The sequence below is a fragment of the Schaalia odontolytica genome, from assembly GCF_031191545.1.
Lineage (GTDB): Bacteria > Actinomycetota > Actinomycetes > Actinomycetales > Actinomycetaceae > Pauljensenia > Pauljensenia odontolytica.
On record NZ_CP133472.1, the window covers coordinates 1,608,516 to 1,635,003 of the forward strand.

Here is a 26,488-nt window from a genome sequence, read left to right on the forward strand (position 1 = left end):
GACCCCGGCCTCGTCCGTGACAACGCGACGAGGCCGGGGTTCTTTGTGTGCGCCCCGGCGCTGTTAGTGCGCACTGCGGGGGAGTACCCGGGTCTCGTCCGGTGTGAGGCGATGGTGGGCAGATGCCAGCCCCGGCCTCGTCGTGGCGCGCGTGGGCCTCTTGATCCGCACGTTAACCCCTAGATATGCGCGTGGGCCTCCTAATCCGCACGTTAACCCCTAGATGTGCGCGTGGGCGACCCTGCCCACGTGCAGGTTATCGGGTTTGCGTGCGTATGAAGGGGTTAGCGTGCGAGTAATCGGGTTTGTGTGTGTTGGGAACCTACTCGTCATGAAACGAACCAAGCCACAATGCCATTCTGGAAGTGGATGGGTTTCTGCCAGCACGGGAGTGTTCGCGCTACGCGCGACAGGGTGAATCGTCCTGCTGCATCGATGTGGCGCGTCTACCGACAGGCACATATCAGTACGGAACGGCTACTACCTGTGAGTTCTTTGTTTGCTGCGGGGTGCATGCGGTTGTCGAGGCTCTGCCCACAGGCGAAGTGACTGCTGCGTCATCGCCAGGTGCTCGATCCTCAGCTGCGCCGCGATGCCTGTTCGGAAGGCGACAAGATTCTCCGTATCCTGCCAGCGGACACGTACGACCCTCCATCCAGCGTTCGTCAGATCGTGTTGGCGAGTGAGCCACTTGCCGGTGTTGTCCCGTACTTCCTGCTCATTGTCGCCGAACTTCGTGCGTCCGTCAGGTTCGACGATGACCTTCAGATCCGGAAGAACAATATCCCCGAAATAGGTGCGGTCGTCGATAGTGATCGGGAACTGTGTGAGTACGCGCCCCGCGTACAGGCTTTTGACGATCCACAGTACCGTGGCCTCGAAAACGTTATCGCAACCTCCATCGGCTGCTTCGACGACTGCCTGAGCACGCAGGTAACCGTGGTGGCCGGAGAAACGCGAGAGTTCATCGAGCATCATGCGCCGAGTCTGCTCACACCTATGTCGCGATTCATTGAGAGTAAATCTGTCGAAATGCGCGAGGGTATGCATCACCATGCATGCAGCAATGAACGCCTCACGAGGTTGCTCGTTGAGGGCGAGACGAACGCTGGCATCAATGGGAGATTCTGCTTCGAGGCCGCCAATATGGACGATGCTACGCGGTGGCATACTCCGACTGATGACCGCGGTGCCCGGCACGACCGTTTTTTGGTGGTGTACCGCGGGGAACGGGCGAAGATGGAGAACCGTCTTGCTCGGCCATGCCTCGACGCAAGAATTCGTCGACCATGTTGGGATTCCGTGAAGCAAGAGAGCGCTATGTCCTGTGAAAACCACACGCTGTGTGGACTGGTAGTCGAGTGCGTGGAGACGAGCGATGTTGATGCTCCGCCAGATCTCCCACGGTTGAGCATTGCGGTCACCGTGCAGACGTACACGGTAGCCACGACGAATCACCAGGACGTCCGGGTTGTTGACGATGCTGGAACGACTGTGCCGGTGAGTTCTGAAGGTCTCGATAGTGATCATGTGCCCTGTGTAGATCCCAGAAGAACTAGAGTGCAAGCAGAATGTGGTTACCTGTGGATAACCGTTGCGGAGCCACGTTGCCTGTGTACAGACGGTTTCCCCAGCGACTCGATGACCGTTGGAGAGTCTGTGTTCGCGATAGATGCGCTGAGAAGCGCACGTCAACCCCTAGATATGCGCGTGGGTCTCTTGATCCGCACGTTAACCCCTAGATGTGCGCGTGGGCGACCCTGCCCACGCGCAGGTTATCGGGTTTGCGTGCGTATGAAGGGGTTCACGTGCAGGTTATCGGGTTTGCGTGCGTATGAAGGGGTTCACGTGCAGGTTATCGGGTCGACGTGTGAGTCGAAGTGATACCTGGGTACGGTGCGGGTTCTCGCTGTGCGTTGGGCATTGACGAGGCTGGGGTTCTTCAACTGCGAACACTCGCCTTCGCGCGTGAGACGTTGGTCTTCAACAGTGCTGGAGCAGTGTGACGGACCTGGTCGTGGGTGTTGTGAGCTCATGGTCCGAACATGCCTCAATCCGAGCGGTGTCTCGCCTGACATGATGTGCTCGCAGCAACGTTGGTGTCTGCCGGTGTACGCCCAGGTCGCCGAAGAATGAATGCGGACAGTGCCACGCCGTTGTCCCGACCCGCCCCGCGACAGATTGTGCGCCCAATCCGACAGAACGAACGAGGTCGCACCTCAAGGAGCCGACCATGCGGTTGAATGGGTGGTATCGGTTCCCATCTGCCCTCTGGTCTGCGGCGACCCACGTTAATGACGACATATGCGGGGATGGAAAGGGGGCTGATCTGGCTCTGGGATGCAGGGTTTTGGAACTGAAAGAAGACATCAACAATGCTTTCCATCAACTGGTCTGATGTGTGGAAGATGGTTGAGTCGATCAAGGTCCCCTTGGTCGTCGTTGGCGTGGCGCTGGCGCTCGCCATCATCGTCTCCCTCGCTGTTTTCAAGATGGGCAAGCCTGCCCGTAAGCTCGCGCGCTCAACCGCCTGGGTTGTAGCTTTCGTCGCAGTGGTCGTGGCCGTCGTGTCGATGCTGTACGGAGGCTTCAAGACGGTGCTCGACCTCGCGGCCGGGACCGGTGCGCTCACTGACGAGTCGAAGGCTCAGGTCGAAGACCTGGGCAACGACATATCTGACGAGGGTATGGTCCTCCTGAAGAACCAGGGCGGCGCCCTGCCTCTGGCCAAGGGAAGCGCGTTCAACGTGTGGGGCTGGGGCTCGACGAATCCGATCTACGGCGGCACCGGTTCCGGCTCGCTGTCGAAGGACAATCCGACGACGACCCTCCTCGACGGCCTCCACAACGCAGGCTTCACCACGAACGATGAACTGACGAGCCTGTACACCTCCTACCGCGCTGAGCGCCCCGAGGTCGGCATGTTTAAGGCCGACTGGTCTCTGCCCGAGCCCACACAGGACAAGTATTCCGAGTCAGTCCTTTCCAACGCCGCCGCATTCGGTGACACCGCCGTCGTGACGATCGCCCGCTCGGGCGGCGAGGGCTTCGACCTGCCCCGGGACGTCAACCGGGAGATGGCTGACAACCCGTACTTCAGCTACACGAACAACTCCGAGGAGGTCGCGGACTTCGAGGATGGTCAGGGCTACCTCGAACTGACGCGTCCCGAGAAGGACATGATTGAGCTGGCGAAGAAGACGTCGGACAAGACGGCCGTCGTCATCAATGCGGCCAACGCTTTCCAGCTGGGCGATCTCCAGGACGACCCGGAGATCGACGCGATCGTGTGGGCGATCCCGGGCGGCCAGGTTGGCTTCAACGCGCTGGGACGTATCCTGGACGGCGAGGTCAACCCTTCGGCCAAGACACCCGACACGTTCCCGCGTGACATCAAGGCCGGCCCCGCTGCCAACAATTTCGGCGACTTCCAGTACACAAACATGACGGATTTCGCCCAGGATGACCCCTTCAACAAGGGCACTCAGACGTAGCCGTCCTTCGTCAATTACAACGACTCGATCTACGTCGGCTACCGCTGGTACGAGACTGCCGCTGCTGAGGGAGTCATCGACTACGCCTCCGAGGTCGTCTACCCCTTCGGCTTTGGCCTGTCCTACACGACGTTCTCTCAATCGATGAGCGATATCTCTGTCAACGAGGCCACGGGCGCGATGTCCGTGGACGTGACCGTCACGAATACCGGCCAGGTTGCCGGTAAGGACGTCGTTCAGATCTATGACAACCCGCCCTACACGGATGGCGGTATCGAGAAGGCTGCCGCGAACCTGCTGTCGTACGAGAAGACGAAGCTGCTGGAGCCCGGCGAGTCCCAGACGCTGACCGTCACGTGGAACCGCGACGCGCTCGCCTCCTACGATGCGACGAATGCCAAGGCCTACGTGCTCGAGGCCGGCGACTATAAGATTTCCGCGCGCTCCAACTCGCATGACGTCATCGATGAGAAGACGTTCACGGTGGGAGTGACCCAAACCTTCAACACCGCCGACAACACGCACGACGGCGACAAGGTCGTGGCCACCAACCGCTTCGACGATGCCAGGGGCGATGTCACCTACGTGTCGCGCGCCGGCCGCTTCGCCAACCTCGCGGAGGCGACCGCCGCCCCCACGAACTTCGAGATGAGCGAGGCCAACAAGGCGAAGTTCCTCGCGACGTCGAACTACGACGCGGCCTCGGACGAGGCGGTCAAGGGTGCGACGATGCCGACCACGGGCGCCACGAACGGCCTCGTCCTGGGAGACCTTGCGGGCCTAGACTACGACGACCCCAAGTGGGACCAGCTCCTCGACCAGCTGACCGTCAAGGAAATGAACACCCTTATCTCCAAGGCGGCTACGGCTCCCCGGCGATATTCTCGATCGGTAAGCTGAGGGTCTCTGACGTGGACGGCCCAGCCTCGCTGAACAACAACTTCACGGGGGTCGGCTCGATCGGCCTGCCTTCCGCAGTGTCCGTGGCCGCGACCTTCAACAAGGAACTTGCTCGTTCCTTCGGTGATGCGATCGGCACGATGGCGCACGACATGCAGGTCTCAGGTTGGTACGCACCCGCCACGAACACCTACCGCTACGCCTACGCGGGCCGTAACTTCGAGTACTTCTCGGAGGATCCGGTCCTGGCTGGCACGCAGGTCGCCGAGGAGATCAAGGGCGCTCAAGCCAAGGGCGTGTATGCCTTCCTCAAGCACTTCGCGCTCAACGATCAAGAAACCAACCGCACGCACATGCTGGCGACCTGGACGAATGAGCAGGCGATGCGCGAGATCTACCTGCGCTCCTTCGAGATCGGCGTTAAGGACGGCGGCGCGCACGCAATCATGAGTGCCTTCAACTACATCGGCCCAGAGTACGCGGGTGCAGGTTCCTCTCTGCTGCAGGGTGTCCTGCGCGACGAGTGGGGCTTCCGCGGCATGGTTCTGACCGACTACTTCGCCGGCTACGGCTACCAGAACGCGGATCAGATCACCCGTAACGGCGGCGACATGATGCTCGCGACGATCGACATGCCGATCGCCACTGTCAACGTCCAGGATGCCGGCGGCGTGACGGCGCTGCGGGGTGCCTCGCACAACATCCTGTACACGGTCGCGAACTCGTGGATGTACGAGAACGGCCAACCCGAGGTCACCCGCAACGCGTGGGAGTACATCTCCTGGGTGGCAGCGGCGGCAGCGATCCTGGCGCTCGCAGGCCTTGAGGTGGTGGCGATCCGACGCTACCGCGCCCGCAAGGCCGCGGCCGTGATGACCGTCGAGCCGGCCGCCTCGATTGACGAGGCCGGGGCTGATAAGGCGGAGGACTGATACCTCCGCGATCAATCGGATCGTCCACAGTGATCGGGTGTGACTGAGAATCACGCCCGTGGGGGAGGGGCCCGCAGGCACACGCCTTGCGGGCCTCTCCGCATTCCCGGAAGGCGCGAGGGTGGGCACAGTTGGGGCTCGCGTGAGTCAAGGAGCCGCGCGCAACGGCAGATGCGCAGGAGGACACGCAGGGACAATACGCGACCCGTGCCTCGACGATGAGGGGGGAACCACAATGTACCCCCTTTGACGAACGGCGACGTTTCGCACTATCCTTGAGAGCGGTTCCCGCTTCTGTGGAACCTCTGTGCCCGGGAAACCGGGAGCGGGCTCCGTCCGTCGGAGCTCCGGGCGTCATTCTCTGACCCTCGTGGTTATCATGGCGCGCCGGCCCCCAGACGGACACGTGTGCCCACACGGGGGTAAACGCAGTCGCGGAAGACTGACAATCAGGGCCACTCCTTGAAGCAAGGGGAGGCCGCCGACGGAAAGAAACTGGAGACCCAGTGCCTACCATTCAGCAGCTCGTCCGCAAGGGACGTGTCTCGAAGCGCGGAAAGGTGAAGACCCCCGCGCTGAAGGGCTCCCCCCAGCGTCGCGGCGTGTGCACCCGTGTGTACACCACCACGCCGAAGAAGCCGAACTCGGCTCTGCGAAAGGTCGCTCGTGTGCGCCTTTCGTCGGGCATCGAAGTCACCGCCTACATTCCCGGTGAGGGCCACAATCTGCAGGAGCACTCGATCGTGCTCGTGCGCGGTGGTCGTGTGAAGGACCTGCCGGGCGTGCGTTACCGCATCGTCCGCGGCTCGCTCGATACCCAGGGTGTCCGCGGCCGTCAGCAGGCTCGTTCTCGTTACGGCGCGAAGAAGGAGAAGAAGTAATGCCTCGTAAGGGCCCCGCTCCCCGTCGCCCCCTCGTCGATGACCCGGTCTACGGCTCCAAGGTCGTGACCCAGCTGGTCAACCGCGTTCTCCTCGATGGCAAGAAGACCGTCGCCGAGCGCATCGTTTACGGCGCGCTTGAAACCGTTCGTGAGCGCACGGAGCAGGAGCCCGTCTCCGTGCTCAAGCGCGCTCTCGAGAACATTCGTCCGGCCCTTGAGGTCCGCTCCCGCCGAGTCGGCGGCGCGACCTACCAGGTCCCCGTCGAGGTCCGCCCCGCGCGCGCCACGACGCTTGCCCTGCGCTGGCTGGTCGACTTCTCGCGTCAGCGTCGCGAGAAGACCATGACCGAGCGTCTCGCCAACGAGATCCTCGACGCCTCCAACGGCCTCGGTGCCGCTGTGAAGCGCCGTGAGGACATGCACAAGATGGCTGAGTCCAACCGCGCCTTCGCGCACTACCGCTGGTGATGTAAAGACGAGGCCTGGGCAACCGGGCCTCGTCTCACGCAGCAATAACACCCATTACTTCGAACGAAGGAACCACACTCGTGGCACTAGAGGTGCTGACGGATCTCAACAAGGTCCGCAACATTGGCATCATGGCTCACATCGATGCCGGCAAGACGACCGTGACGGAACGAATCCTGTTCTACACGGGCATCAACTACAAGCTGGGCGAGACGCACGACGGTGCCTCGACCACCGACTGGATGGAACAGGAAAAGGAACGCGGCATCACGATTACGTCCGCCGCCGTTACCTCTTTCTGGAACGGTAACCAGATCAACGTTATTGACACCCCCGGTCACGTTGACTTCACCGTTGAGGTTGAGCGCTCCCTGCGCGTCCTCGACGGCGCTGTCGCCGTGTTCGACGGCAAGGAGGGCGTTGAGCCCCAGTCCGAGACCGTGTGGCGTCAGGCCGACAAGTACGACGTTCCGCGTATCTGCTTCATCAACAAGATGGACAAGATGGGTGCCGACTTCTACTTCTCGGTGGGCACCATCCGCGACCGCCTGCACGCGACCCCCATCGTCATGCAGATCCCGATGGGTGCCGAAAACGACTTCGTCGGCAACATCGACCTGCTGACCATGGAGGCCCTGACCTACCCGGCTAAGGATGACAAGGGCAATGACACGTTCGGCTCCATCGTCGAGCGCGGCCCGATCCCGGCCGAGTACCAGGAGAAGGCTGAAGAGTACCGTGAGGCTCTCGTTGAGGCTGCCGCGGAAGGCTCGGACGAGCTGACCGAGGCCTACCTGGAGAACGGCGAGCTCTCGCTCGAGCAGATCAAGGAAGGCATCCGCCTCCTGACCATCTCCTCGCGGGCGTTCCCCGTCTACTGCGGTACCGCTCTGCGCAACATGGGCGTGCAGCCCGTCCTCGACGCCGTCGTTGACTTCCTGCCCTCCCCGCTCGACATCGGCAACGTTCGCGGCTTCCTCCCCGGCTCTGAGACCGAGGAAGAGACCGAGACGCGTCAGCCCGACGAGAATGAGCCCTTCTCCGCTCTGGCGTTCAAGATCGCTGCTCACCCCTTCTACGGCAAGCTCACCTTCATCCGCGTGTACTCCGGTAAGGTCGAGTCCGGTGCCCAGGTCCTCAACTCGACCAAGGGCAAGAAGGAGCGCATCGGCAAGATCTTCCAGATGCACTCGAACAAGGAGAATCCCGTCGACGTGGCGCACGCTGGCCACATCTACGCGGTGATCGGTCTCAAGGACACGACGACCGGCGACACGCTGTGCGCGTTGGACAAGCCGATCGTTCTGGAGTCGATGACCTTCCCCGCCCCCGTTATCCAGGTTGCCGTCGAGCCCAAGTCGAAGGCCGACCAGGAGAAGATGGGCGTCGCCATTCAGAAGCTGGCGGAAGAGGACCCGACGTTCACCGTCGAGCTCGACGCCGAGACCGGCCAGACCATCATCGGTGGTATGGGTGAGCTTCACCTCGACATCATCGTCGACCGTATGCGTCGCGAGTTCAAGGTCGAGGCCAACGTGGGTAACCCGATGGTTGCCTACCGCGAGACCATCCGCAAGACGGTCGAGAAGTACGAGTACACGCACAAGAAGCAGACCGGTGGTTCCGGTCAGTTCGCGCGCGTCATCATCGCCCTTGAGCCCCTTCCGGCCGACTCCGAGGAAGAGTACATGTTCGAGGACAAGGTCACCGGTGGCCGAGTTCCGCGCGAGTACATTCCGTCGGTCGACGCGGGCATCAAGGATGCCATGCAGTCTGGCGTTCTCGCCGGCTACCCGATGGTGGACATCAAGGCCACGCTCCTCGACGGCGCCTACCACGAGGTCGACTCCTCCGAAATGGCGTTCAAGGTTGCTGGCTCGATGGCGCTGAAGGAAGCCGCCAAGAAGGCTAGTCCCGTCCTCCTCGAGCCGATCATGGCCGTCGAGGTTCGTACTCCCGAGGAGTACATGGGCGACGTCATCGGTGACCTCAACTCTCGTCGTGGCCAGATCTCGTCGATGGACGAGCAGCACGGCGTGCGCGTCGTCAAGGCTCAGGTTCCGCTGTCCGAGATGTTCGGATACGTCGGCGACCTGCGCTCCAAGACGCAGGGTCGCGCTGTGTACTCCATGGAGTTCGACAGCTACGCCGAGGTTCCGCGCGCCGTCGCGGACGAGATCGTCGGCAAGTCTCGGGGCAACTGAGTCCCACCGGGGGCTCGTGGGGCAGGGTGACCTGCCCTGCGAGCCGCCTCACACACAAGTAAACCCAGTAGGTCTCAAGCCCCAGGGGTGTTAAAGTGGCACCTAGCCGTAGGCTGAGAATATCTACCCGAGTCCAGGAGGACACAAGTGGCGAAGGCCAAGTTTGAGCGCACCAAGCCGCACGTCAACATCGGCACGATTGGTCACGTTGACCACGGCAAGACGACGCTGACGGCAGCTATCACCAAGGTGCTGCACGACAAGTACCCCGAACTCAACGAGTTCACCCCCTTCGATCAGGTCGACAACGCTCCCGAAGAGCGCGATCGTGGTATCACGATCAACGTCTCCCACGTCGAGTACCAGACCGAGGCGCGTCACTACGCGCACGTTGACGCCCCCGGCCACGCCGACTACGTCAAGAACATGATCACCGGCGCGGCCCAGATGGACGGCGCTATCCTCGTGGTCGCCGCCACCGACGGCCCCATGGCCCAGACCCGCGAGCACGTTCTGCTCGCCCGTCAGGTCGGCGTTCCCACCATCCTCATCGCCCTCAACAAGTCCGACATGGTCGACGACGAGGAGATGCTGGAGCTGGTTGAGGAAGAGTGCCGCGACCTGCTCGAGTCCCAGGACTTCGATCGCGATGCTCCGATCATCCAGGTGTCCGCTCTGAAGGCCCTCGAGGGCGACCCGGAGTGGGTTGCCAAGGTCGAGGAGCTCATGGAGGCTGTGGATTCCTACATCCCCACCCCCGAGCGCGACATGGACAAGCCCTTCCTCATGCCGATCGAGGACGTCTTCACGATCACCGGTCGTGGCACGGTCGTCACCGGTCGTGTTGAGCGTGGCAAGCTGCCCATCAACTCCGAGGTCGAGATCCTCGGTATCCGTGAGCCCCAGAAGACCACGGTTACCGGTATCGAGATGTTCCACAAGTCGATGGACGAGGCCTGGGCAGGCGAGAACTGTGGTCTGCTGCTCCGTGGCACCAAGCGCGACGAGGTCGAGCGTGGCCAGGTTGTGGCCGTCCCCGGCTCCATCACGCCTCACACCGAGTTCGGTGGCCAGGTCTACATCCTCAAGAAGGAAGAGGGCGGCCGTCACAACCCGTTCTTCTCCAACTACCGCCCGCAGTTCTACTTCCGTACCACGGACGTGACCGGCGTCATCACGCTCCCCGAGGGCACCGACATGGTCATGCCTGGCGACACCACCGAGATCTCCGTTGAGCTGATCCAGCCCATCGCTATGGAGCCCGGCCTCGGCTTCGCCATCCGTGAGGGTGGCCGCACCGTTGGTTCCGGTCGTGTCACCGAGATCCGCAAGTGAATCACGCTCTGAGTTTTTCTCAGATCTGATTCGCTGCTGATCCAGCGGCATTGAGGGCCCCGCCTCCCCAAGGAGGCGGGGCCCTTCGCTGTCGGGGTCGCTGCGCGTAACCGTGTTCGCCGCGCGAGGGCAATTCGCGGCACGAGGCTCGTAAGCTGCTGTGACGTTTGTTGCGAAACTGAGGAGCGTGTCCCGTGTTGTCCAGCCATATGACGCGCTACTCCGTTGCCGTTCGGGACTCGGCTACGTGATTGTGACCGATCACCGCTTGCGACACGCCCGAGTGCGGGGTACGGTAGTTGCTTGGTGACGGTCTGGGCTGCCTATCGCGTCTCAGGCCGTTATCGATGCCACTCTGTCGGTGGTTTCACATGCGAGAATCCCCTTCCGGGTTTGTGCTCGCGGGTGGAACTCTGACAGAATGGCACGGTTGCCCCAGCGTCTCTGGGGTGGTCCATGCGTGCCATCACGTGTGGATCGGGCAATATGCCCAAGATCTTTGGACAAGACGTCGGTCCAGCGCGAGCAATTGCGCGCACAACGGCTGCGACACGCCCGAGTGCGGGGACCGGCGGCGAATCTGTACGAGAAGAGGTAAGACGGCATGGCGGGACAGAAGATCCGCATCCGGCTCAAGTCGTATGACCACGAGGTCATCGACAGCTCCGCGCGCAAGATCGTGGACACCGTACAGCGTGCGGGCGCCACGGTCGTGGGCCCGGTGCCGCTGCCGACCGAGAAGAACGTTTTCGTCGTTATTCGGTCGCCCCACAAGTACAAGGACAGCCGCGAGCACTTTGAAATGCGTACGCACAAGCGGCTCATCGACATCATCGACCCGACCCCCAAGGCCGTCGACTCGCTCATGCGCCTCGACCTGCCTGCGGACGTCAACATCGAGATCAAGCTCTGAGGACATCTGCAATGACTAACAAGAAGCAGCACGCTGCCGCGCCCATTAAGGCGCTGCTCGGCCGCAAGATCGGCATGACCCAGGTTTGGGATGCCGACGGCCACCTCGTGCCCCTGACTGTCGTGCAGGTCGGCACCAACGTCGTCACCCAGGTTCGTACCGACGAGGTTGACGGCTACTCCGCTATCCAGCTTGGCTTCGGTGAGATTGACTCCCGTAAGGTCACCAAGCCCCTGCAGGGCCACTTCGAGAAGGCCGGAGTTGCTCCGCGCCGTCACCTCGTTGAGGTCCGTACCTCCGAGCACGACTCCTACGAGCTCGGCCAGGAGCTCGACGCCGCCACCTTCGAGGCTGGCCAGGCCGTCGACGTCTCCGGCACCACCAAGGGCAAGGGCTTTGCCGGCGTTATGAAGCGTCACGGCTTCGCTGGCGTTTCCGCCTCCCACGGTGCGCACCGCAACCACCGCAAGCCCGGTTCGATCGGCGCCTGCGCGACGCCCGGTCGCATCTTCAAGGGCCTGCGCATGGCCGGCCGCATGGGTGGCAACCGTCGTACTGTTGAGAACCTGACGATCCAGGCCGTCGACACCGAGAAGGGCCTGCTGCTCATCAGCGGTGCCATCCCCGGCCCGAAGAACGGCGTTGTCCTGGTTCGCTCCTCCGTGAAGGGTGCGTGATCATGGCTGACGATCGTAACGTCGACGTCATCGACCTCAAGGGCAAGAAGGCGGGTTCCGTCGTTCTCCCCGGCTCCATCTTTGACGTTCCCACCAACATTCCGCTGATGCACCAGGTTGTCGTCGCTCAGCTCGCGGCCGCCCGTCAGGGCACGCATGCGACGAAGACCCGTGGTGAGGTCGCCGGCGGCGGCAAGAAGCCGTTCCGTCAGAAGGGCACCGGTAACGCTCGCCAGGGTTCCATCCGTGCGCCTCACTTCACCGGTGGCGGCATCGTCCACGGCCCTCAGCCGCGTGACTACGACCAGCGCACCCCCAAGAAGATGAAGCAGGGCGCTCTGCGTTCCGCTCTGTCCGATCGTGCGCGCGCTGACCGCATCCACGTTGTCACCGCCCTGTTCGAAGGCGACAAGCCCTCGACCAAGGCTGCTCTCGCCGCGCTGCGCGCGATCGTCGAGGACCGTCAGGCTCTCGTCGTCCTCGAGCGTGGCAACGAACTGACCGCGCTGTCCCTGCGCAACGTTCCCGAGGTTCACGTCCTGTGGGCCGACCAGCTGAACACGTACGACGTCCTGGACGCCGATGACATCGTCTTCACGCAGGCCGCCCTTGAGTCCTTCCTCGGTACCAAGGAGGAGACCAAGTGAGCACGATTGAAGCGGGCAAGAACCCCCGCGACATCATCCTGAAGCCGGTCACCACCGAGAAGTCGCTCGCCCTCATGGACCTGGGCAAGTACACCTTCGAGGTTGACCCCCGCGCGAACAAGACCGAGATCAAGATTGCCCTGGAGCGTATCTTCGGCGTCAAGATCGGTTCCATCGCGACCCAGAACCGCAAGGGCAAGACCTACCGCACCCGCAACGGGATCGGTAAGCGCAAGGACGTCAAGCGTGCCATCGTCACCGTGCGTGAGGGCACCATCGACATCTTCGGCGATCAGGCCTGAGGACCGAAGGGACATTTGAACAATGGGAATTCGCAAGTACAAGCCCACGACCCCGGGCCGTCGCTTCTCGTCCGTCTCTGACTTCGTCGAGATCACCCGCGACACCCCCGAGAAGTCGCTGCTTCGCCCGCTGCACAAGACCGGTGGCCGTAACAACAACGGCCGTGTCACCTCCCGCCACCGCGGCGGAGGCCACAAGCGTCAGTACCGTGTGATCGACTTCCGTCGTCACGACAAGGACGGCGTCCCGGCAACGGTCGCTCACATCGAGTACGACCCCAACCGCACGGCACGCATTGCTCTCCTGCACTACGCGGATGGCGAGAAGCGCTACATCCTCGCTCCGACCGGCCTGAAGCAGGGCGATCACATCGAGGCTGGCGTTGGCGCCGACATCAAGCCCGGCAACTCGCTGCAGCTGCGCAACATCCCCCTGGGTACCGTTGTGCACGCTGTCGAGCTCTACCCGGGTGGCGGCGCTAAGATCGCTCGTTCCGCTGGCACCTCCGTGCAGCTCGTCGCTAAGGAAGGCCGCTTCGCCCAGCTGCGTATGCCCTCCGGCGAGATCCGCAACGTTGAGGCCACCTGCCGCGCCACCATCGGCGAGGTCGGCAACGCCGAGCAGTCGAACATCAACTGGGGCAAGGCCGGCCGTATGCGCTGGAAGGGCAAGCGCCCGCACGTCCGTGGTGTCGTTATGAACCCGGTTGATCACCCGCACGGCGGTGGTGAAGGCCGCACGTCCGGTGGTCGTCACCCCGTGTCGCCTTGGGGCAAGCCCGAGGGCCGTACGCGTCGTCCGAAGAAGGCGTCCGATCGTCTGATCGTCCGCCGTCGCAAGACCGGCAAGAACCGCTGAGTAGGAGTCGATTGAAATGCCGCGTAGTTTGAAGAAGGGCCCGTTCGTCGACGATCACCTGCTCAAGAAGGTCGACGCCGCGAACGAATCCGGCTCTAAGAACGTCATCAAGACCTGGTCGCGTCGCTCGGTCATCACCCCGGACTTCCTGGGTCTGACCATCGCCGTCCATGACGGACGTAAGCATGTGCCCGTTTTCGTCACCGAGTCGATGGTGGGCCACAAGCTCGGCGAGTTCGCTCCCACGCGTACTTTCCGCAGCCACGACAAGGACGATCGTAAGGGACGTCGGCGCTGAGCCGGCCCCACGGAAGAAGAGGCAGATACATGGAAGCCAAGGCGCAGGCGCGATTCATCCGCGTCACGCCCCAGAAGTCCCGCCGTGTTGTGAACGAGGTTCGCGGCAAGCGTGTTCTGGAGGCCGCCGACATTCTGCGGTTCGCCCCGCAGGCCGTCGCCACCGATGTCCGCAAGGTGCTCCTGAGCGCCGTCGCCAACTCGAAGGTCAAGGCGCAGAACGCCGGAGAGACCTTCAACGAGGCCGACCTGCTCGTCCTGGAGGCATACGTGGACGAGGGTCCGACCATGAAGCGCATTCGTCCCCGTGCACAGGGGCGCGCCGGTCGTATCCTGAAGCGCACCTCCCACATCACCATCGTGGTGGGGACCAAGGAAGACAAGAAGAAGGGAGACCGCTGATATGGGTCAGAAGGTCAACCCCCGCGGGTTCCGTCTGGGAATCACCACTGACCACCGGTCTCGCTGGTTCTCCGACTCCACCACCAAGGGACAGCGCTACGCGGATTACGTGGCGGAAGACGTCGCGATCCGCAAGTTCCTGACCGACAACCTTGAGCGCGCCGGCATCGCCGAGGTGAGCATCGAGCGTACGCGTGACCGCGTCCGCGTCGACCTGCACACCGCGCGTCCGGGCATCGTCATCGGTCGTCGTGGTGCCGAGGCCGACCGCCTGCGCGTGCAGCTCGAGAAGCTGACGGGCAAGCAGGTTCAGCTCAACATCCTCGAGGTGAAGAACCCCGATCTCGAAGCGCAGCTCGTTGCGCAGGGCATCGCCGAGCAGCTTGCTGCCCGCGTGTCCTTCCGTCGTGCGATGCGTAAGGGCATTCAGTCCGCGCAGCGCGCTGGCGCCAAGGGCATTCGTGTCCAGGTGTCCGGCCGTCTGGGTGGCGCTGAAATGTCCCGCTCCGAGTTCTACCGTGAGGGCCGCGTGCCGCTGCACACCCTCCGCGCGAACATCGACTACGGATTCCACGAGGCTCGTACGACCTTCGGTCGCATCGGCGTCAAGGTGTGGATCTACAAGGGTGACATTACTGAGCGCGAGTTCGCCCGCCAGCAGGCCGAGCAGGCCCAGCGTGGCGGCCGTCGCGATGGACGCCGTGGCCCCCGCCGCGGTGGACGCCCCAACCAGGAGACCGCTGCGCAGCAGGCTCCCCGTGAGGCTTCTGCCTCCGAGGCCGCTGTGCCCACGACCGGAACGGAGGCCTGAGCCCAATGCTCATTCCCCGTCGGACTAAGTACCGCAAGCAGCACCGTCCTCACCGCACTGGCTTCGCCTCCGGTGGTACCGAACTGGCGTTCGGCGACTACGGCATCCAGGCTCTCGAGGCTGCGTACATCACCAACCGTCAGATTGAGGCGGCTCGTATTGCCGTGACCCGTCACATCAAGCGTGGCGGTAAGGTCTGGATCAACATCTTCCCGGACCGCCCGCTGACCAAGAAGCCCGCCGAAACCCGAATGGGTTCCGGTAAGGGTGCTCCGGAGTGGTGGGTTGCTCCCGTCAAGCCCGGACGTGTCATGTTCGAGCTGGCAGGCGTCCCCGAGGAGCTCGCTCGCGAGGCCCTCAGCCGTGCCCAGCACAAGCTTCCTATCAAGACCCGCTTCGTGGTCCGAGAGGGTGGTGACATCTGATGGCAGATAAGGGTCTGACCACCGAGCAGCTCGACGCCATGGACAACTCCCAGCTGTCCAAGGAGCTCGAGAAGGCTAAGGCCGAGCTGTTCAACCTGCGATTCGCGCAGGCCGTTGGCAACCTCGAGGATCACGGTCGCATGAAGACCGTGCGTCGCGACATTGCCCGGATCTACACCATCGCGCGTGAGCGGGAGCTTGGCTACCGCACCGCCCCGAGCACTGAGGAGTGAGCCTGATGGCAGAAACCACCGCTCGTAACGAGCGCAAGGTCCGTCGCGGCTACGTCGTCAGCGACAAGATGGACAAGACCGTTGTCGTCCAGATCGAGGACCGCGTCAAGCACGCCCTCTACGGCAAGGTCATGCGCAAGAACAAGAAGGTCAAGGTTCACGACGAGCACAACGAGTGCGGCGTCGGCGATCTCGTCCTCATCATGGAGACCCGCCCGCTGTCGGCCACCAAGCGCTGGCGCGTTGTGGAGATCCTCGAAAAGGCGAAGTGACCTTCGCTCACAGACCGAAATCCGTTCGGCAAGGCTCGACCGGGACAATCCGGAAGAGAACCGGCACGACGACAGGAGTCAATAGAAAATGATCCAGCAGGAGTCGCGACTGAAGGTCGCCGATAACACAGGGGCCAAGGAGATCCTGACCATCCGTGTTCTCGGTGGCTCGGGTCGGCGCTACGCGGGTATCGGCGACACCATTGTCGCTACCGTGAAGGACGCCATCCCCGGCGGCAACGTCAAGAAGGGCGAAGTCGTCAAGGCAGTGATCGTTCGCACGCGTAAGGAAACCCGCCGCCCCGACGGTTCCTACATTCGTTTCGACGAGAATGCGGCCGTCATCATCAACAACAATGGCGAGCCGCGTGGCACGCGTATCTTCGGCCCCGTGGGCCGCGAGCTGCGCGACAAGAAGTTCATGCGTATCGTCTCCCTCGCTCCGGAGGTGATCTGATCCATGGCAGCCAAGATTCGTAAGAATGACCTCGTCGAGGTCGTTCGCGGACGCACGTCCGACGAGAAGGCGCTGGCCAAGCGCAACGCCCGTCGCGCTGAAGAGGGACTCGAGCCCTTGAAGCCCGGCGACAAGGGCAAGCAGGGCCGCGTCATCCAGGTGTTCCCGGCCGAGGGCAAGGTCCTCGTCGAGGGCATCAACCTGAAGACGCGCCACGTGCGCCAGGGCCAGCAGGGCAGCGCCGGCGGCATCGAGACCATCGAAGCCCCCATCGCCCTGTCGAAGGTCGCTCTGGTCGACCCCGAGACCAAGAAGCGCGTTCGCGTCGGTTTCCGCGAGGATACCGTTGAGCGCGGCGGCCGCACCCGCACCGTTCGAGTCCGCGTGGCTCGCGGCGGCGCGCAGCGCGGCGTTGAGCAGGGCAAGGAGATCTGAGCATGGCCCCGCGTCTGAAGGAAAAGTACGTCTCCGAGATCCGTGAGGCGCTCCGTGCGGAGTTCAAGCACGAGAACGTCATGCAGGTCGGCGGACTGACGAAGATTGTCGTCAACATGGGTGTCGGCGAGGCCGCTCGCGACTCGAAGGCACTCGAGGGCGCGCTCCGCGACCTCACCGCGATCACCGGCCAGAAGCCCGTGACCACCCGCGCCAAGAAGTCCATCGCACAGTTCAAGCTGCGTGAGGGCCAGGCGATCGGTGCGCACGTCACGCTTCGCGGCGACCGCATGTGGGAGTTCCTGGACCGCCTCCTCTCGACGGCGCTTCCCCGCATCCGTGACTTCCGCGGACTGTCCCCCAAGCAGTTCGATGGTCACGGTAACTACACCTTCGGTCTCACGGAACAGTCGATGTTCCACGAGATCGACCAGGACTCGATCGACCGAGTGCGCGGCATGGACATCACGGTTGTCACCTCGGCCACCACCGACGAAGAGGGTCGCGCCCTTCTCCGTCACCTCGGCTTCCCGTTCAAGGAGGACTGACCCATGGCCAAGACATCCCTGAAGGTCAAGGCTGCCCGCAAGCCGAAGTTCGGCGTGCGTGCCTACACCCGGTGCAACCGTTGCGGTCGTCCGCACTCGGTGTACCGCAAGTTCGGACTGTGCCGCGTGTGCCTGCGCGAGCTTGCCCACCGTGGCGAGCTCCCCGGTGTCACTAAGAGCAGCTGGTAAAACGAACGTCGCAGGTCCCGGGTAACCGGAGAAACCGCGACGAGGAAGGGGAATAAACCCCCATGACAATGACAGACCCGATTGCAGATATGCTGACGCGTCTGCGCAACGCGAATCGTGCGCACCACGATGCGGTTTCCATGCCGTACTCGAAGCTCAAGAACGCGATTGCGAACATCCTGGTCGAGGAAGGCTACATCGCCTCGACCTCCGTCGAGGATGCCCGCGTGGGCAAGACCCTGACGATCAACCTGAAGTACGGCTCGCACCGCGAAGCCGCCATCCAGGGGCTCAAGCGCGTGTCCAAGCCCGGTCTGCGCGTGTACGCCAAGTCCACCAACCTGCCCAAGGTCCGCGGCGGCCTCGGCGTGGCGATCCTGTCCACGTCCTCCGGCCTGCTCACCGACCGTCAGGCAGCCGAGAAGGGTGTGGGTGGGGAAGTCCTCGCCTACATCTGGTGATGAGGAGGCTGAACAATGTCGCGAATTGGTAAGAACCCCATCGCTATCCCCGCCGGCGTCGACGTGACGATCGACGGCCAGAACGTGACCGTGAAGGGCCCGAAGGGTACCCTTTCTCACGTCGTCGCCGAGCCCATCGTCGCGAAGATCGAGGACGGCCAGGTTGTCGTCGAGCGTCCCAACGACGAGCGCACCTCGCGTTCGCTCCACGGACTGTCCCGTACGCTGATCGCCAACATGATTGTCGGCGTGACCGAAGGCTACAAGAAGGATCTCGAGATCACGGGCACCGGTTACCGCGTGGTCGCCAAGGGCAAGGACCTTGAGTTCTCCCTGGGCTTCTCCCACACGATCACCATCACCCCGCCCGAGGGCATCGAGTTCACGATCGCTCCGAAGTCCCAGACGCTGTTCTCGGTGTCCGGAATTGACAAGCAGCTCGTCGGTGAGACCGCTGCTCGCATCCGCAAGCTGAAGAAGCCGGAGCCCTACAAGGGCAAGGGCATCCACTACGTGGGCGAGACCATCCGTCGCAAGGTCGGAAAGGCTGGTAAGTGATGGCTTACTCGATCAAGGGCAAGGGCAAGTTCGTCGCTCGCAAGCGCCGTCACCTCCGCCTCCGCAAGAAGATCAACGGCACGCCCGAGCGTCCCCGTCTGGTCGTCACCCGTTCGAACCGCCACATGGTGGCTCAGGTCATCGACGATACGGTCGGCCACACCCTGGTGTCGGCCTCCGACATCGAGACCGAGCTCGCTGGTTCCGAGGGCACGAAGACCGACAAGGCTCGCAAGGTCGGCGCACTGATCGCCGAGCGTGCGAAGGCTGCCGGTATCTCCGCTGTCGTCTTCGACCGTGGTGGTAACAAGTACGCAGGTCGCGTTGCGGCCGTTGCCGAGGCCGCCCGTGAGGGCGGACTCGAGCTGTGAACGAGCCGAAAGAAAGAGAGATCATCTGATGGCTGCACAGCAGCGAGACAGGAACGGTTCGGGCGCGGGCGAGAACAACGATCGCCGTGAGCGCCGCTCCGGCCGCGGCAACGATCGCGATAACCGCCGGAACAACGAGAACAAGAACGAGTACATCGAGCGCGTCGTTACGATCAACCGCGTCTCCAAGGTCGTGAAGGGTGGACGTCGTTTCTCCTTCACCGCCCTGGTTGTCGTGGGTGACGGCGAAGGCACGGTGGGCGTCGGCTACGGAAAGGCCAAGGAAGTTCCTCAGGCTATTTCCAAGGGTGTCGAGGAGGCGAAGAAGAACTTCTTCCGCGTCCCGATGATCCGCCGCACGATCACGCACGTGGTGCAGGGCCGCGATACCGCCGGTATCGTCCTGCTCCGTCCGGCCGCCCCCGGTACCGGCGTTATCGCCGGTGGCCCGGTGCGCGCCGTCCTGGAGGCCGCGGGCGTCCACGACGTGCTCACCAAGTCGCTGGGCTCGTCCAACGCGATCAACATCGTCCACGCGACGGTTGACGCACTCAAGCAGCTCGAGCAGCCCGAGGCTGTCGCCGCTCGTCGCGGCCTGCCCCTCGAGCGCGTTGCTCCCGCTTCCATGCTGCGCGCTCGCGCAGAGGGCGAGGCTGAGAAGCGCGCGGCTGCCGAGGCCGCCGAGGCCGATAAGGCCGCTGCAGGGGAGGCTAAGTGATGGCGAAGAACATCAAGATCACGCTGGTCAAGTCCTCTGCTCACGCGAAGCAGAACATGAAGGACACGCTGCGCACCCTCGGGCTGCGCAAGATCGGCCAGAGTGTCGTGCGTGAGCAGACGGACGTCGTCCTTGGCGCCGTTCGCACCGTGCGTCACCTGGTGACCGCTGAGGAGGTCGACTGACAATGGCGGACTCCACGAACAAGACGCAGATCGTTAAGCTGCATCACCTGCGTCCTGCCCCCGGAGCCAAGACCGCGAAGACCCGCGTGGGTCGCGGTGAGGGTTCGAAGGGTAAGACCGCCGGCCGTGGCACCAAGGGCACCAAGGCCCGTTACCAGGTTGCTGCCGGCTTCGAGGGTGGCCAGATGCCGATCCACATGCGTCTGCCGAAGCTCCGCGGCTTCAAGAACCCCTTCCGCGTTGAGTACCAGGTCGTGAACGTTGGCAAGCTCGGGGAGCTGTTCCCCGAGGGTGGCAAGGTCACGGTCGAGGACCTCATCGCCAAGCACGCCGTCCGCGATTCCGCGCCCGTCAAGGTGCTCGGTACCGGCGACCTGAGCGTGAAGCTCGAGGTCGAGGTCGACTCCTGGTCGTCCTCCGCCGAGGCTAAGATCACGGCTGCCGGCGGGTCCATCTCGGCTCGCTGACGGTGAACGGGGGTGGTCCTTCGCAGGACCACCCCCGTTACGTGTCTGTTGTATCGCGGGCGAAAGGCTGTCAAATCGCCGTGTGCTCGCGAAAACGACTGATCCCCGCATCGGGGACCACGTGCTCCGTGTTTCGTTAAATACACGGCAATGCGCTTTTTTAATGATTGGATATCGCCAACCGCTACCCGTGTCGGGTAAGCTGGATCAGTCTAGGGGCTTCGCCCCGTTTGCTCATCACCCGTAGGAGGAAGCCTTGCTCGGTGCATTCGCCCAGGCGTTCCGTACCCCCGACCTGCGTCGGAAGCTGCTCTTTACCCTGTTCATCATGGCCGCGTTCCGGCTGGGTTCGTTCATTCCGACGCCCGGCGTGGACTCGCAGGCCGTCCAGCGCTGTATGGCGCAGGAGTCGCAGGCGTCGCTGCTCGACCTCGTCAACCTGTTTTCGGGTGGAGCGCTCCTCCAGCTGTCGATCTTCGCGCTGGGCATCATGCCCTACATCACCGCGTCGATTATCATTCAGCTGCTGAGGGTCGTCATTCCTCGCTTTGACGACCTCCACAAGGAGGGGCAGTCCGGCCAGGCGAAGCTCACGCAGTACACGCGTTACCTGACGATCTTCCTGGGCGTCCTGCAGGCGACCACGACGATCTCTCTGGCGCGTAGCGGCCAGCTCTTCCAGTCTTGCCAGTACGAGATCATTAAGGATCGTTCGGTTCTTACCTTCATCATGATGATCATCGTCATGATGGCAGGCACCGGCGTCATCATGTGGCTGGGCGAGCTCATCACCGAGCGCGGTATCGGCAATGGCATGTCGCTGCTGATCTTCACGTCGATCGCCGCTCGTCTACCCGAGCAGCTGCTCTCCATCGGGCAGGCTGGCAAGTGGGGCTCGGTCGCAGCTATCGTCGCGCTGCTCCTCCTCGTTGCCATCGCGGTCGTTTACGTCGAGCAGGCGCAGCGTCGCATTCCCGTCCAGTACGCCAAGCGCATGATCGGTCGTCGCCAGTACGGCGGTACCACCACCTACATCCCGCTGAAGATCAACATGTCGGGCGTTATCCCCGTTATCTTCGCGTCGTCGATTCTCGCCCTGCCCCCGATGGTGGCGCAGTTCGGCAAGCCGGATGACAAGTGGGTCCAGTGGATCTCCGAGCACTTCACGCAGGGTAGCTCGTTCTACCTGACGATCTACGGTCTCATGACTCTGTTCTTCACCTTCTTCTACACCGCTATCACGTTCAACCCCGATGAGGTCGCGGACAACATGAAGAAGTACGGAGGCTTCATCCCCGGCTACCGTGCGGGTCGCCCCACGGCTGAGTACCTGCGCTACGTGATCAACAGGATCACCTCAGCCGGTGCCCTCTACCTCGTGATCATCGCGCTCCTGCCGTCTCTCGCGATCATCCCGCTGAAGCTGTCGAGCTCGCAGATGCCCTTCGGTGGCACCACGCTGCTCATCATCATCGGCGTCGGCCTGCAGACGGTGAAGGAAATCAACACGCAGCTGCAGCAGCATCACTACGAAGGATTCCTGAAATGACAGTCGTCATCCTCCTCGGCCCTCCCGGAGCTGGCAAGGGCACCCAGGCCTCGCGCATCGCTGAGCGCCTCGGTATCCCGGCTATTTCGACGGGCGACATCTTCCGCGCCAATATGGCGGAAGGTACGGAGATCGGCAAGCAGGCGCAGGCCTACATGGACCGTGGTGAGTTCGTCCCGGATTCGGTCACGAACGCCATGGTGAAGGCTCGCCTGGCCGCTCCGGACGCTGCGGGCGGTTTTCTCCTTGATGGCTACCCGCGCTCCGTGGAGCAGGCGCACGTCCTGCGCGACATGCTGCTCGACCTGGGTAAGCCGATCGACGTCGTCCTGGAGATCCAGGTGGACGAGGATGAGGTCGTAGCGCGCATGCTCAAGCGCGCACAGGAACAGCACCGCACTGACGATACCGAGCCCGTCATGCGTCACCGCCTGGAGGTCTACCACCAGCAGACGTTGCCCGTCGCCACGTATTACGTGGATCAGGATCTCCTCGAGGTCGTCGACGGTAGCGGCTCGATCGACGAGGTCACGGCTCGCATTTTCGCGATCCTCGACTCGGTGGCAAAGAACTAGCCGATGCCTCGCATTGAACTGAAGTCTGCGCAGGAGCTTCGATGGATGCGCGAGGCCGGTCTGGTCGTCGCCTCGATCCACGAGGCCCTGCGCGGAGCCATTCGTCCCGGCATCACGACGCGCGAGTTGGACGAGGTCAGCGCCCAGGCGATTACTGACGGGGGAGCGACCTCAAACTTCAAGGGCTACTACGGATACCCCGCCACGGTATGCATCTCGGTGAACGACGTGATCGTCCACGGTATTCCCGGTGACTACGAGCTGGCTTCCGGCGACATTGTCTCTTTCGACTGCGGTGCTTACGTTGAGCGTGGTGGTCGTCAGTGGCATGGAGACGCTGCGTTCAGCGTTATCGTTGGCGATTCCTTCGTGTCCGACGTGGACTTCGCAGCGGGGCAACGGGCCACCGGCGCAATCGCCGGGGTGGAGGAGGATCTGCTGTGTGAGCGTCGCCAGCTCGACGCCGTCACTCGCGAGTCTCTGTGGGCTGCCCTCGCTGGCCTGGCTTCCGGCAAGCGAATCAGCGCGGTCGGCAAGGCAGTTGAAACTGTCGTTGCGGACAATGCTCTCATCCATGGCTGGGAAGCCGGCATTATCGAGGAGTTCGTCGGCCACGGTATCGGTACCAAGATGCACATGCCGCCGGACGTGCTCAACTACAACGTTCGTGGCATTCAGGCTCGCCTCAAGCCGGGCATGGTCCTGGCGGTCGAGCCGATGCTCACGCGCGGCGAGATTGCCTCGCGCACGGATGACGACGAATGGACGGTGCGAACGGTCGACGGGCGCGATGCAGCCCATTGGGAGCACTCGATCGCCATCACTGAGGATGGTGTGTCCATCCTGACGGCGCGCGACGGGGGAGCGGCCGGCCTGGCACCCTACGGCGTCAACCCGGTGTCGCTCGACTGACGCGACAGGCGGCTTCGGGCCTGGTACCTCGCGTAGGTACCCGGCCCGAGTTTTTTGGGACGAGGCCTGTTCCGTGAACGCTGTCAGGCGCGAGTGTGGGTTGACTGTGACGGTGGCGGATCGGCCCGACGAGTCACCCCCAACGTCCTGATCTTTCGGCTGAACCGCCGAGGTGGTGGGGTAGCGGCCGGCCCGCGCCGCCGCCGCGAGGGTTAAGGTACGCATTGCAGGACGGAGGTTCCCGCCTCGAGGGTTAGCGTGCGCGAAGAGAAGCCGCGCTACCAGCGTCGGCATCGCGACCACTGGCAACCGGAACCGGCGATTCAATGAAATGTGACGCATTGAACGTGAGCGAACCGACAGGGACCCAGACTATCGCCGACGGGTATCAATGCCGTAGAGTAGTTCCTTGGGCGTATCTGCATCCGGCATTCGTCGCTGCGCTATGCCTAGCGGCATCCGCCGCAACCTATCCGAGACATGTAGAGGATAAACGGAGGATATGGCGAAGAAAGACGGCGTCATTGAAATGGAAGGCACGGTCGTTGAGGCCCTGCCTAACGCGATGTTCCGAGTGGAACTGAAGAATGGCCACGTGGTTCTCGGCCACATTGCGGGAAAGATGCGCCAGCACTACATCCGCATCCTGCCCGAGGATCGAGTTGTCGTCGAGCTGAGCCCCTACGACCTCTCCCGAGGTCGCATCGTCTACCGCTACAAGTGACCCGACACAAACTGCCCGACGGGCAGTGGAGGTAACAACCATGAAGGTCAAGCCGAGTGTCAAGAAGATCTGTGACAAGTGCAAGGTGATTCGTCGCCACGGCAACGTCATGGTCATCTGCGACAACCCCAGGCACAAGCAGCGCCAGGGCTGAGGCCCGCTGCGACCCGCGGGGCGCCAAGCCCCACAGCATCACTCTAAGCACCCGCACGCGGGTGACCCTCGGTTCGGAGGCCGAGGCCGGGCTGCTCGCCCGGACTGAGCGATGACGACCTCCGATGAACAACTGGAGCAACATCACCATGGCACGTATTGCCGGCGTCGACCTCCCCCGCGAGAAGCGGCTCGAGATCGCGCTCACATACATTTACGGAGTCGGCCGCACCCGCGCGGCAGAGACCCTCGCCGCCACCGGCGTCAGCCCGGACACTCGCGTGAAGGACGCGACGGAAGAGGAACTCGTCAAGCTTCGTGACTACATTGAGGCAAACTTCAAGGTTGAGGGTGACCTCCGCCGTGAGGTTCAGGCCGACATTCGTCGCAAGATCGAAATCGGTTCGTACCAGGGCCTTCGCCACCGTCGTGGCCTGCCGGTCCACGGTCAGCGCACCAAGACCAACGCGCGTACCCGTAAGGGCCCCAAGCGCACCGTTGCAGGCAAGAAGAAGGCCAAGTAAGGCCTAGGAGAGCGCATCCCCTCGGGGTAGCTTTCCGCGACAAGAAGGAACTGAACCAGAAATGGCAGCAGCAAAGACCTCGCGCTCGGGCGGTGCCCGCAAGCCGCGTCGCAAGATTTCGAAGAACGTCACCAACGGCCACGCCTACATCAAGTCGACGTTCAACAACACCATCGTTTCCCTGACGGACCCCACGGGCGCGGTTGTCGCCTGGGCGTCCTCCGGCCAGGTTGGCTTCAAGGGTTCGCGTAAGTCCACCCCCTTCGCCGCGCAGCTCGCGGCCGAGGCTGCGGCTCGTCGCGCCCAGGAGCACGGCATGAAGAAGGTTGACGTTTTTGTGAAGGGTCCCGGCTCCGGCCGTGAGACCGCGATCCGTTCCCTCCAGGCCGCCGGCCTCGAGATCGGTTCGATCCAGGACGTCACGCCTCAGGCCTTCAACGGCACCCGCCCGCCGAAGCGCCGCCGCGGCTGACTTGTGGACGGGAGGGCGCTGCCCTCCCCACGTCTGAACCTTCGGGTTCTTACTCCCTTAGCCTGCTTCAGCAGGTTCCCATATCCGGTGTCATATAGCGGGCACCGGCCAGAAAGGAATAGACGTGCTCATTGCAGAGCGACCCATCCTGACCGAAGAAAAGGTCAGCGACCTGCGCTCCCGTTTCACCCTGGAGCCCCTCGAGCCCGGGTTCGGCTACACGCTGGGTAACTCCCTGCGTCGTACCCTCCTGTCCTCGATCCCGGGTGCCGCGGTGACGTCCATCCGTATTGATGGCGTCCCCCACGAGTTCCGCACGATCGAGGGTGTGAAGGAAGATGTCGCCGAGATTATCCTGAACATCAAGCAGATCGTCCTGTCCAGCGAGAACGACGAGCCTGTCGTCATGTACCTGCGGAAGGCTGGCCCCGGCGAGGTTCTCGCCGGAGACATCACGCCTCCCGCCGGCGTGGAGATTCACAACCCCGATCTGCACCTTGCCACCCTTAACGAGAAGGGCAAGCTGGAGATCGAGCTGACCGTCGAGCGTGGCCGCGGCTACGTGTCGGCTGCTCAGAACAAGGATCCGCAGGCCGAGATCTCTCGCATTCCGATTGATTCGATCTACTCGCCCGTCGTCAAGGTGACCTACAAGGTCGAGGCGACTCGTGTTGAGCAGCGCACCGACTTCGATCGCCTCGTCATCGACGTGGAGACCAAGCCGGCGATTACCCCGCGCGATGCCCTGGCCTCGGCCGGCAAGACGCTGGTGGAGCTGTTCGGCCTCATGCGTGAACTGAACGAGGAAGCGGAAGGCATCGAGGTGGGCCCGTCCACCACCGACGCCACCCTCGCAGCCGATCTGGCTCTCCCGATCGAGAACCTCAACCTGCAGTCGCGTTCCTACAACGCGCTGCGTCGCCGCGGCATTCTGACCGTCGGCGAGCTGGTTGCTCACTCGGAGGCCGACTTGCTCGACATCCGCAACTTCGGCACCAAGTCGATCGAAGAGATCAAGGAGTCCCTGGCGTCTCTCGGTATGACGCTGAAGGACTCGGTCATGCCGAGCTTCGGAGACTCGGAGTCCGCCGCGATCTTTTCGGACGACCAGTCCATCTGACCCCGTGCGTCCGATG

At 63.0% G+C, this 26,488-nt stretch carries 37 protein-coding genes; 36 read left to right on the top strand and 1 reads right to left on the bottom strand.

Going from position 1 to position 26,488, the window contains the following annotated elements; translation table 11 throughout:
* Positions 1-480 precede the first annotated feature (480 nt).
* Positions 481-1,530, bottom strand: coding sequence for a putative endonuclease domain-containing protein (locus RDV55_RS06825; RefSeq protein WP_245907699.1), 1,050 nt, complete (start codon positions 1,528-1,530; stop codon positions 481-483).
* A gap of 845 nt (positions 1,531-2,375) precedes the next feature.
* On the opposite strand from RDV55_RS06825, the gene RDV55_RS06830 reads away from it, so the two are divergent.
* The 36 genes from RDV55_RS06830 (at position 2,376) to RDV55_RS07005 (ending at position 26,472) form a co-directional block, all read left to right on the top strand.
* Entirely contained in the window at positions 2,376-3,494 is a 1,119-nt protein-coding gene (locus tag RDV55_RS06830) for a glycoside hydrolase family 3 protein (protein ID WP_245907698.1), read from the top strand.
* A gap of 144 nt (positions 3,495-3,638) precedes the next feature.
* Complete coding sequence (locus tag RDV55_RS06835; RefSeq protein ID WP_245907697.1) at positions 3,639-4,394, top strand: fibronectin type III-like domain-contianing protein; 756 nt, start codon at positions 3,639-3,641, stop codon at positions 4,392-4,394.
* 11 nt (positions 4,395-4,405) lie between these two features.
* Positions 4,406-5,326: a glycoside hydrolase family 3 N-terminal domain-containing protein gene (locus tag RDV55_RS06840; RefSeq protein ID WP_245907696.1), complete on the top strand. Its 921-nt coding sequence runs from the start codon at positions 4,406-4,408 to the stop codon at positions 5,324-5,326.
* A gap of 506 nt (positions 5,327-5,832) precedes the next feature.
* Positions 5,833-6,207, top strand: a complete 375-nt coding sequence (gene rpsL, locus RDV55_RS06845) for a 30S ribosomal protein S12 (RefSeq protein ID WP_111823852.1) — start codon at positions 5,833-5,835, stop codon at positions 6,205-6,207.
* Positions 6,207-6,677, top strand: a complete 471-nt coding sequence (gene rpsG / locus RDV55_RS06850; RefSeq protein WP_003790637.1) for a 30S ribosomal protein S7 — start codon at positions 6,207-6,209, stop codon at positions 6,675-6,677. Before rpsL ends, rpsG begins: the two co-directional genes overlap by 1 nt.
* An 80-nt stretch (positions 6,678-6,757) precedes the next feature.
* The gene (gene fusA / locus RDV55_RS06855; RefSeq protein ID WP_111823851.1) at positions 6,758-8,881 is read left to right on the top strand and encodes an elongation factor G; all 2,124 of its coding nucleotides are present in this window, start codon (positions 6,758-6,760) and stop codon (positions 8,879-8,881) included.
* 147 nt (positions 8,882-9,028) lie between these two features.
* A complete protein-coding gene (tuf, locus tag RDV55_RS06860) occupies positions 9,029-10,216 on the top strand; it encodes an elongation factor Tu (protein WP_111823850.1) in 1,188 nt (395 codons plus the stop codon).
* A 604-nt stretch (positions 10,217-10,820) separates the two neighbouring features.
* The gene (rpsJ, locus tag RDV55_RS06865; protein ID WP_003790631.1) at positions 10,821-11,129 is read left to right on the top strand and encodes a 30S ribosomal protein S10; all 309 of its coding nucleotides are present in this window, start codon (positions 10,821-10,823) and stop codon (positions 11,127-11,129) included.
* Between the two features lie 11 nt (positions 11,130-11,140).
* Positions 11,141-11,806, top strand: a complete 666-nt coding sequence (rplC, locus tag RDV55_RS06870) for a 50S ribosomal protein L3 (RefSeq protein ID WP_111823849.1) — start codon at positions 11,141-11,143, stop codon at positions 11,804-11,806.
* 2 nt (positions 11,807-11,808) lie between these two features.
* The gene (gene rplD, locus RDV55_RS06875) at positions 11,809-12,453 is read left to right on the top strand and encodes a 50S ribosomal protein L4 (RefSeq protein WP_009054699.1); all 645 of its coding nucleotides are present in this window, start codon (positions 11,809-11,811) and stop codon (positions 12,451-12,453) included.
* Positions 12,450-12,755 (top strand): 50S ribosomal protein L23, encoded by a 306-nt coding sequence (gene rplW, locus RDV55_RS06880; protein WP_003790626.1) that lies wholly within the window; start codon positions 12,450-12,452, stop codon positions 12,753-12,755. The genes rplD and rplW overlap by 4 nt, the downstream gene beginning before the upstream one ends.
* Positions 12,756-12,777: 22 nt before the next feature.
* Positions 12,778-13,614, top strand: coding sequence for a 50S ribosomal protein L2 (gene rplB / locus RDV55_RS06885; protein ID WP_009058541.1), 837 nt, complete (start codon positions 12,778-12,780; stop codon positions 13,612-13,614).
* A gap of 16 nt (positions 13,615-13,630) precedes the next feature.
* Entirely contained in the window at positions 13,631-13,912 is a 282-nt protein-coding gene (gene rpsS / locus RDV55_RS06890) for a 30S ribosomal protein S19 (RefSeq protein ID WP_003790621.1), read from the top strand.
* 29 nt (positions 13,913-13,941) lie between these two features.
* Complete coding sequence (gene rplV / locus RDV55_RS06895; RefSeq protein WP_111823848.1) at positions 13,942-14,313, top strand: 50S ribosomal protein L22; 372 nt, start codon at positions 13,942-13,944, stop codon at positions 14,311-14,313.
* Between the two features lies 1 nt (position 14,314).
* The gene (gene rpsC / locus RDV55_RS06900; RefSeq protein ID WP_111823847.1) at positions 14,315-15,124 is read left to right on the top strand and encodes a 30S ribosomal protein S3; all 810 of its coding nucleotides are present in this window, start codon (positions 14,315-14,317) and stop codon (positions 15,122-15,124) included.
* A gap of 5 nt (positions 15,125-15,129) precedes the next feature.
* Positions 15,130-15,549: a 50S ribosomal protein L16 gene (gene rplP / locus RDV55_RS06905; RefSeq protein WP_003790615.1), complete on the top strand. Its 420-nt coding sequence runs from the start codon at positions 15,130-15,132 to the stop codon at positions 15,547-15,549.
* Entirely contained in the window at positions 15,549-15,782 is a 234-nt protein-coding gene (gene rpmC, locus RDV55_RS06910) for a 50S ribosomal protein L29 (RefSeq protein ID WP_003790613.1), read from the top strand. Before rplP ends, rpmC begins: the two co-directional genes overlap by 1 nt.
* Before the next feature lie 5 nt (positions 15,783-15,787).
* The gene (gene rpsQ / locus RDV55_RS06915; protein ID WP_003790611.1) at positions 15,788-16,054 is read left to right on the top strand and encodes a 30S ribosomal protein S17; all 267 of its coding nucleotides are present in this window, start codon (positions 15,788-15,790) and stop codon (positions 16,052-16,054) included.
* A gap of 88 nt (positions 16,055-16,142) precedes the next feature.
* Positions 16,143-16,511 (top strand): 50S ribosomal protein L14, encoded by a 369-nt coding sequence (gene rplN, locus RDV55_RS06920; protein WP_003790609.1) that lies wholly within the window; start codon positions 16,143-16,145, stop codon positions 16,509-16,511.
* A 3-nt stretch (positions 16,512-16,514) separates the two neighbouring features.
* Positions 16,515-16,946, top strand: coding sequence for a 50S ribosomal protein L24 (gene rplX, locus RDV55_RS06925; RefSeq protein ID WP_111823846.1), 432 nt, complete (start codon positions 16,515-16,517; stop codon positions 16,944-16,946).
* A 2-nt stretch (positions 16,947-16,948) separates the two neighbouring features.
* Positions 16,949-17,494, top strand: coding sequence for a 50S ribosomal protein L5 (gene rplE / locus RDV55_RS06930; protein WP_003790605.1), 546 nt, complete (start codon positions 16,949-16,951; stop codon positions 17,492-17,494).
* Between the two features lie 3 nt (positions 17,495-17,497).
* On the top strand, positions 17,498-17,683 hold the full coding sequence (locus tag RDV55_RS06935; protein WP_003790603.1) for a type Z 30S ribosomal protein S14: 186 nt from the start codon (positions 17,498-17,500) through the stop codon (positions 17,681-17,683).
* A gap of 62 nt (positions 17,684-17,745) precedes the next feature.
* Positions 17,746-18,144 (top strand): 30S ribosomal protein S8, encoded by a 399-nt coding sequence (rpsH, locus tag RDV55_RS06940; protein ID WP_009054660.1) that lies wholly within the window; start codon positions 17,746-17,748, stop codon positions 18,142-18,144.
* Positions 18,145-18,159: 15 nt separating this feature from the next.
* Positions 18,160-18,702: a 50S ribosomal protein L6 gene (gene rplF, locus RDV55_RS06945; RefSeq protein WP_111823845.1), complete on the top strand. Its 543-nt coding sequence runs from the start codon at positions 18,160-18,162 to the stop codon at positions 18,700-18,702.
* Positions 18,702-19,073: a 50S ribosomal protein L18 gene (rplR, locus tag RDV55_RS06950; RefSeq protein WP_016460323.1), complete on the top strand. Its 372-nt coding sequence runs from the start codon at positions 18,702-18,704 to the stop codon at positions 19,071-19,073. The genes rplF and rplR overlap by 1 nt, the downstream gene beginning before the upstream one ends.
* A 28-nt stretch (positions 19,074-19,101) precedes the next feature.
* Positions 19,102-19,791, top strand: coding sequence for a 30S ribosomal protein S5 (gene rpsE / locus RDV55_RS06955; RefSeq protein WP_009054680.1), 690 nt, complete (start codon positions 19,102-19,104; stop codon positions 19,789-19,791).
* Complete coding sequence (gene rpmD / locus RDV55_RS06960) at positions 19,791-19,976, top strand: 50S ribosomal protein L30 (protein ID WP_003790588.1); 186 nt, start codon at positions 19,791-19,793, stop codon at positions 19,974-19,976. The genes rpsE and rpmD overlap by 1 nt, the downstream gene beginning before the upstream one ends.
* Positions 19,977-19,978: 2 nt before the next feature.
* Positions 19,979-20,443 carry a 50S ribosomal protein L15 gene (gene rplO, locus RDV55_RS06965; RefSeq protein ID WP_111823844.1) on the top strand — a complete coding sequence of 155 codons (465 nt, stop codon included), beginning with the start codon at positions 19,979-19,981 and terminating at the stop codon, positions 20,441-20,443.
* Between the two features lie 256 nt (positions 20,444-20,699).
* Positions 20,700-21,992, top strand: a complete 1,293-nt coding sequence (gene secY, locus RDV55_RS06970) for a preprotein translocase subunit SecY (RefSeq protein ID WP_111823843.1) — start codon at positions 20,700-20,702, stop codon at positions 21,990-21,992.
* Positions 21,989-22,567, top strand: a complete 579-nt coding sequence (locus RDV55_RS06975; protein WP_111823842.1) for an adenylate kinase — start codon at positions 21,989-21,991, stop codon at positions 22,565-22,567. Before secY ends, RDV55_RS06975 begins: the two co-directional genes overlap by 4 nt.
* 3 nt (positions 22,568-22,570) lie before the next feature.
* On the top strand, positions 22,571-23,479 hold the full coding sequence (locus RDV55_RS06980; protein ID WP_111823841.1) for a type I methionyl aminopeptidase: 909 nt from the start codon (positions 22,571-22,573) through the stop codon (positions 23,477-23,479).
* A gap of 502 nt (positions 23,480-23,981) precedes the next feature.
* Positions 23,982-24,203 carry a translation initiation factor IF-1 gene (gene infA / locus RDV55_RS06985; RefSeq protein ID WP_003790580.1) on the top strand — a complete coding sequence of 74 codons (222 nt, stop codon included), beginning with the start codon at positions 23,982-23,984 and terminating at the stop codon, positions 24,201-24,203.
* Between the two features lie 40 nt (positions 24,204-24,243).
* The gene (rpmJ, locus tag RDV55_RS06990) at positions 24,244-24,357 is read left to right on the top strand and encodes a 50S ribosomal protein L36 (protein ID WP_003790577.1); all 114 of its coding nucleotides are present in this window, start codon (positions 24,244-24,246) and stop codon (positions 24,355-24,357) included.
* 148 nt (positions 24,358-24,505) lie between these two features.
* On the top strand, positions 24,506-24,880 hold the full coding sequence (gene rpsM / locus RDV55_RS06995; protein WP_005872704.1) for a 30S ribosomal protein S13: 375 nt from the start codon (positions 24,506-24,508) through the stop codon (positions 24,878-24,880).
* A 61-nt stretch (positions 24,881-24,941) separates the two neighbouring features.
* Positions 24,942-25,352, top strand: coding sequence for a 30S ribosomal protein S11 (gene rpsK / locus RDV55_RS07000; protein ID WP_003790556.1), 411 nt, complete (start codon positions 24,942-24,944; stop codon positions 25,350-25,352).
* Positions 25,353-25,476: 124 nt separating this feature from the next.
* Positions 25,477-26,472 (top strand): DNA-directed RNA polymerase subunit alpha, encoded by a 996-nt coding sequence (locus tag RDV55_RS07005; RefSeq protein WP_111823840.1) that lies wholly within the window; start codon positions 25,477-25,479, stop codon positions 26,470-26,472.
* The last annotated feature ends 16 nt before the right edge of the window (positions 26,473-26,488 follow it).

Coding starts and splice junctions, on each gene's coding strand:
- RDV55_RS06825 (WP_245907699.1), bottom strand. CDS start 1,530: ATGATCACTATCGAGACCTTCAGAACTCACCGGCACAGTCGTTCCAGC.
- RDV55_RS06830 (WP_245907698.1), top strand. CDS start 2,376: ATGCTTTCCATCAACTGGTCTGATGTGTGGAAGATGGTTGAGTCGATC.
- RDV55_RS06835 (WP_245907697.1), top strand. CDS start 3,639: ATGAGCGATATCTCTGTCAACGAGGCCACGGGCGCGATGTCCGTGGAC.
- rpsG (WP_003790637.1), top strand. CDS start 6,207: ATGCCTCGTAAGGGCCCCGCTCCCCGTCGCCCCCTCGTCGATGACCCG.
- rpsJ (WP_003790631.1), top strand. CDS start 10,821: ATGGCGGGACAGAAGATCCGCATCCGGCTCAAGTCGTATGACCACGAG.
- rplC (WP_111823849.1), top strand. CDS start 11,141: ATGACTAACAAGAAGCAGCACGCTGCCGCGCCCATTAAGGCGCTGCTC.
- rplD (WP_009054699.1), top strand. CDS start 11,809: ATGGCTGACGATCGTAACGTCGACGTCATCGACCTCAAGGGCAAGAAG.
- rplB (WP_009058541.1), top strand. CDS start 12,778: ATGGGAATTCGCAAGTACAAGCCCACGACCCCGGGCCGTCGCTTCTCG.
- rpsS (WP_003790621.1), top strand. CDS start 13,631: ATGCCGCGTAGTTTGAAGAAGGGCCCGTTCGTCGACGATCACCTGCTC.
- rplV (WP_111823848.1), top strand. CDS start 13,942: ATGGAAGCCAAGGCGCAGGCGCGATTCATCCGCGTCACGCCCCAGAAG.
- rpsC (WP_111823847.1), top strand. CDS start 14,315: ATGGGTCAGAAGGTCAACCCCCGCGGGTTCCGTCTGGGAATCACCACT.
- rplP (WP_003790615.1), top strand. CDS start 15,130: ATGCTCATTCCCCGTCGGACTAAGTACCGCAAGCAGCACCGTCCTCAC.
- rpmC (WP_003790613.1), top strand. CDS start 15,549: ATGGCAGATAAGGGTCTGACCACCGAGCAGCTCGACGCCATGGACAAC.
- rpsQ (WP_003790611.1), top strand. CDS start 15,788: ATGGCAGAAACCACCGCTCGTAACGAGCGCAAGGTCCGTCGCGGCTAC.
- rplN (WP_003790609.1), top strand. CDS start 16,143: ATGATCCAGCAGGAGTCGCGACTGAAGGTCGCCGATAACACAGGGGCC.
- rplX (WP_111823846.1), top strand. CDS start 16,515: ATGGCAGCCAAGATTCGTAAGAATGACCTCGTCGAGGTCGTTCGCGGA.
- rplE (WP_003790605.1), top strand. CDS start 16,949: ATGGCCCCGCGTCTGAAGGAAAAGTACGTCTCCGAGATCCGTGAGGCG.
- RDV55_RS06935 (WP_003790603.1), top strand. CDS start 17,498: ATGGCCAAGACATCCCTGAAGGTCAAGGCTGCCCGCAAGCCGAAGTTC.
- rpsH (WP_009054660.1), top strand. CDS start 17,746: ATGACAATGACAGACCCGATTGCAGATATGCTGACGCGTCTGCGCAAC.
- rplF (WP_111823845.1), top strand. CDS start 18,160: ATGTCGCGAATTGGTAAGAACCCCATCGCTATCCCCGCCGGCGTCGAC.
- rplR (WP_016460323.1), top strand. CDS start 18,702: ATGGCTTACTCGATCAAGGGCAAGGGCAAGTTCGTCGCTCGCAAGCGC.
- rpsE (WP_009054680.1), top strand. CDS start 19,102: ATGGCTGCACAGCAGCGAGACAGGAACGGTTCGGGCGCGGGCGAGAAC.
- rpmD (WP_003790588.1), top strand. CDS start 19,791: ATGGCGAAGAACATCAAGATCACGCTGGTCAAGTCCTCTGCTCACGCG.
- rplO (WP_111823844.1), top strand. CDS start 19,979: ATGGCGGACTCCACGAACAAGACGCAGATCGTTAAGCTGCATCACCTG.
- RDV55_RS06975 (WP_111823842.1), top strand. CDS start 21,989: ATGACAGTCGTCATCCTCCTCGGCCCTCCCGGAGCTGGCAAGGGCACC.
- RDV55_RS06980 (WP_111823841.1), top strand. CDS start 22,571: ATGCCTCGCATTGAACTGAAGTCTGCGCAGGAGCTTCGATGGATGCGC.
- infA (WP_003790580.1), top strand. CDS start 23,982: ATGGCGAAGAAAGACGGCGTCATTGAAATGGAAGGCACGGTCGTTGAG.
- rpmJ (WP_003790577.1), top strand. CDS start 24,244: ATGAAGGTCAAGCCGAGTGTCAAGAAGATCTGTGACAAGTGCAAGGTG.
- rpsM (WP_005872704.1), top strand. CDS start 24,506: ATGGCACGTATTGCCGGCGTCGACCTCCCCCGCGAGAAGCGGCTCGAG.
- rpsK (WP_003790556.1), top strand. CDS start 24,942: ATGGCAGCAGCAAAGACCTCGCGCTCGGGCGGTGCCCGCAAGCCGCGT.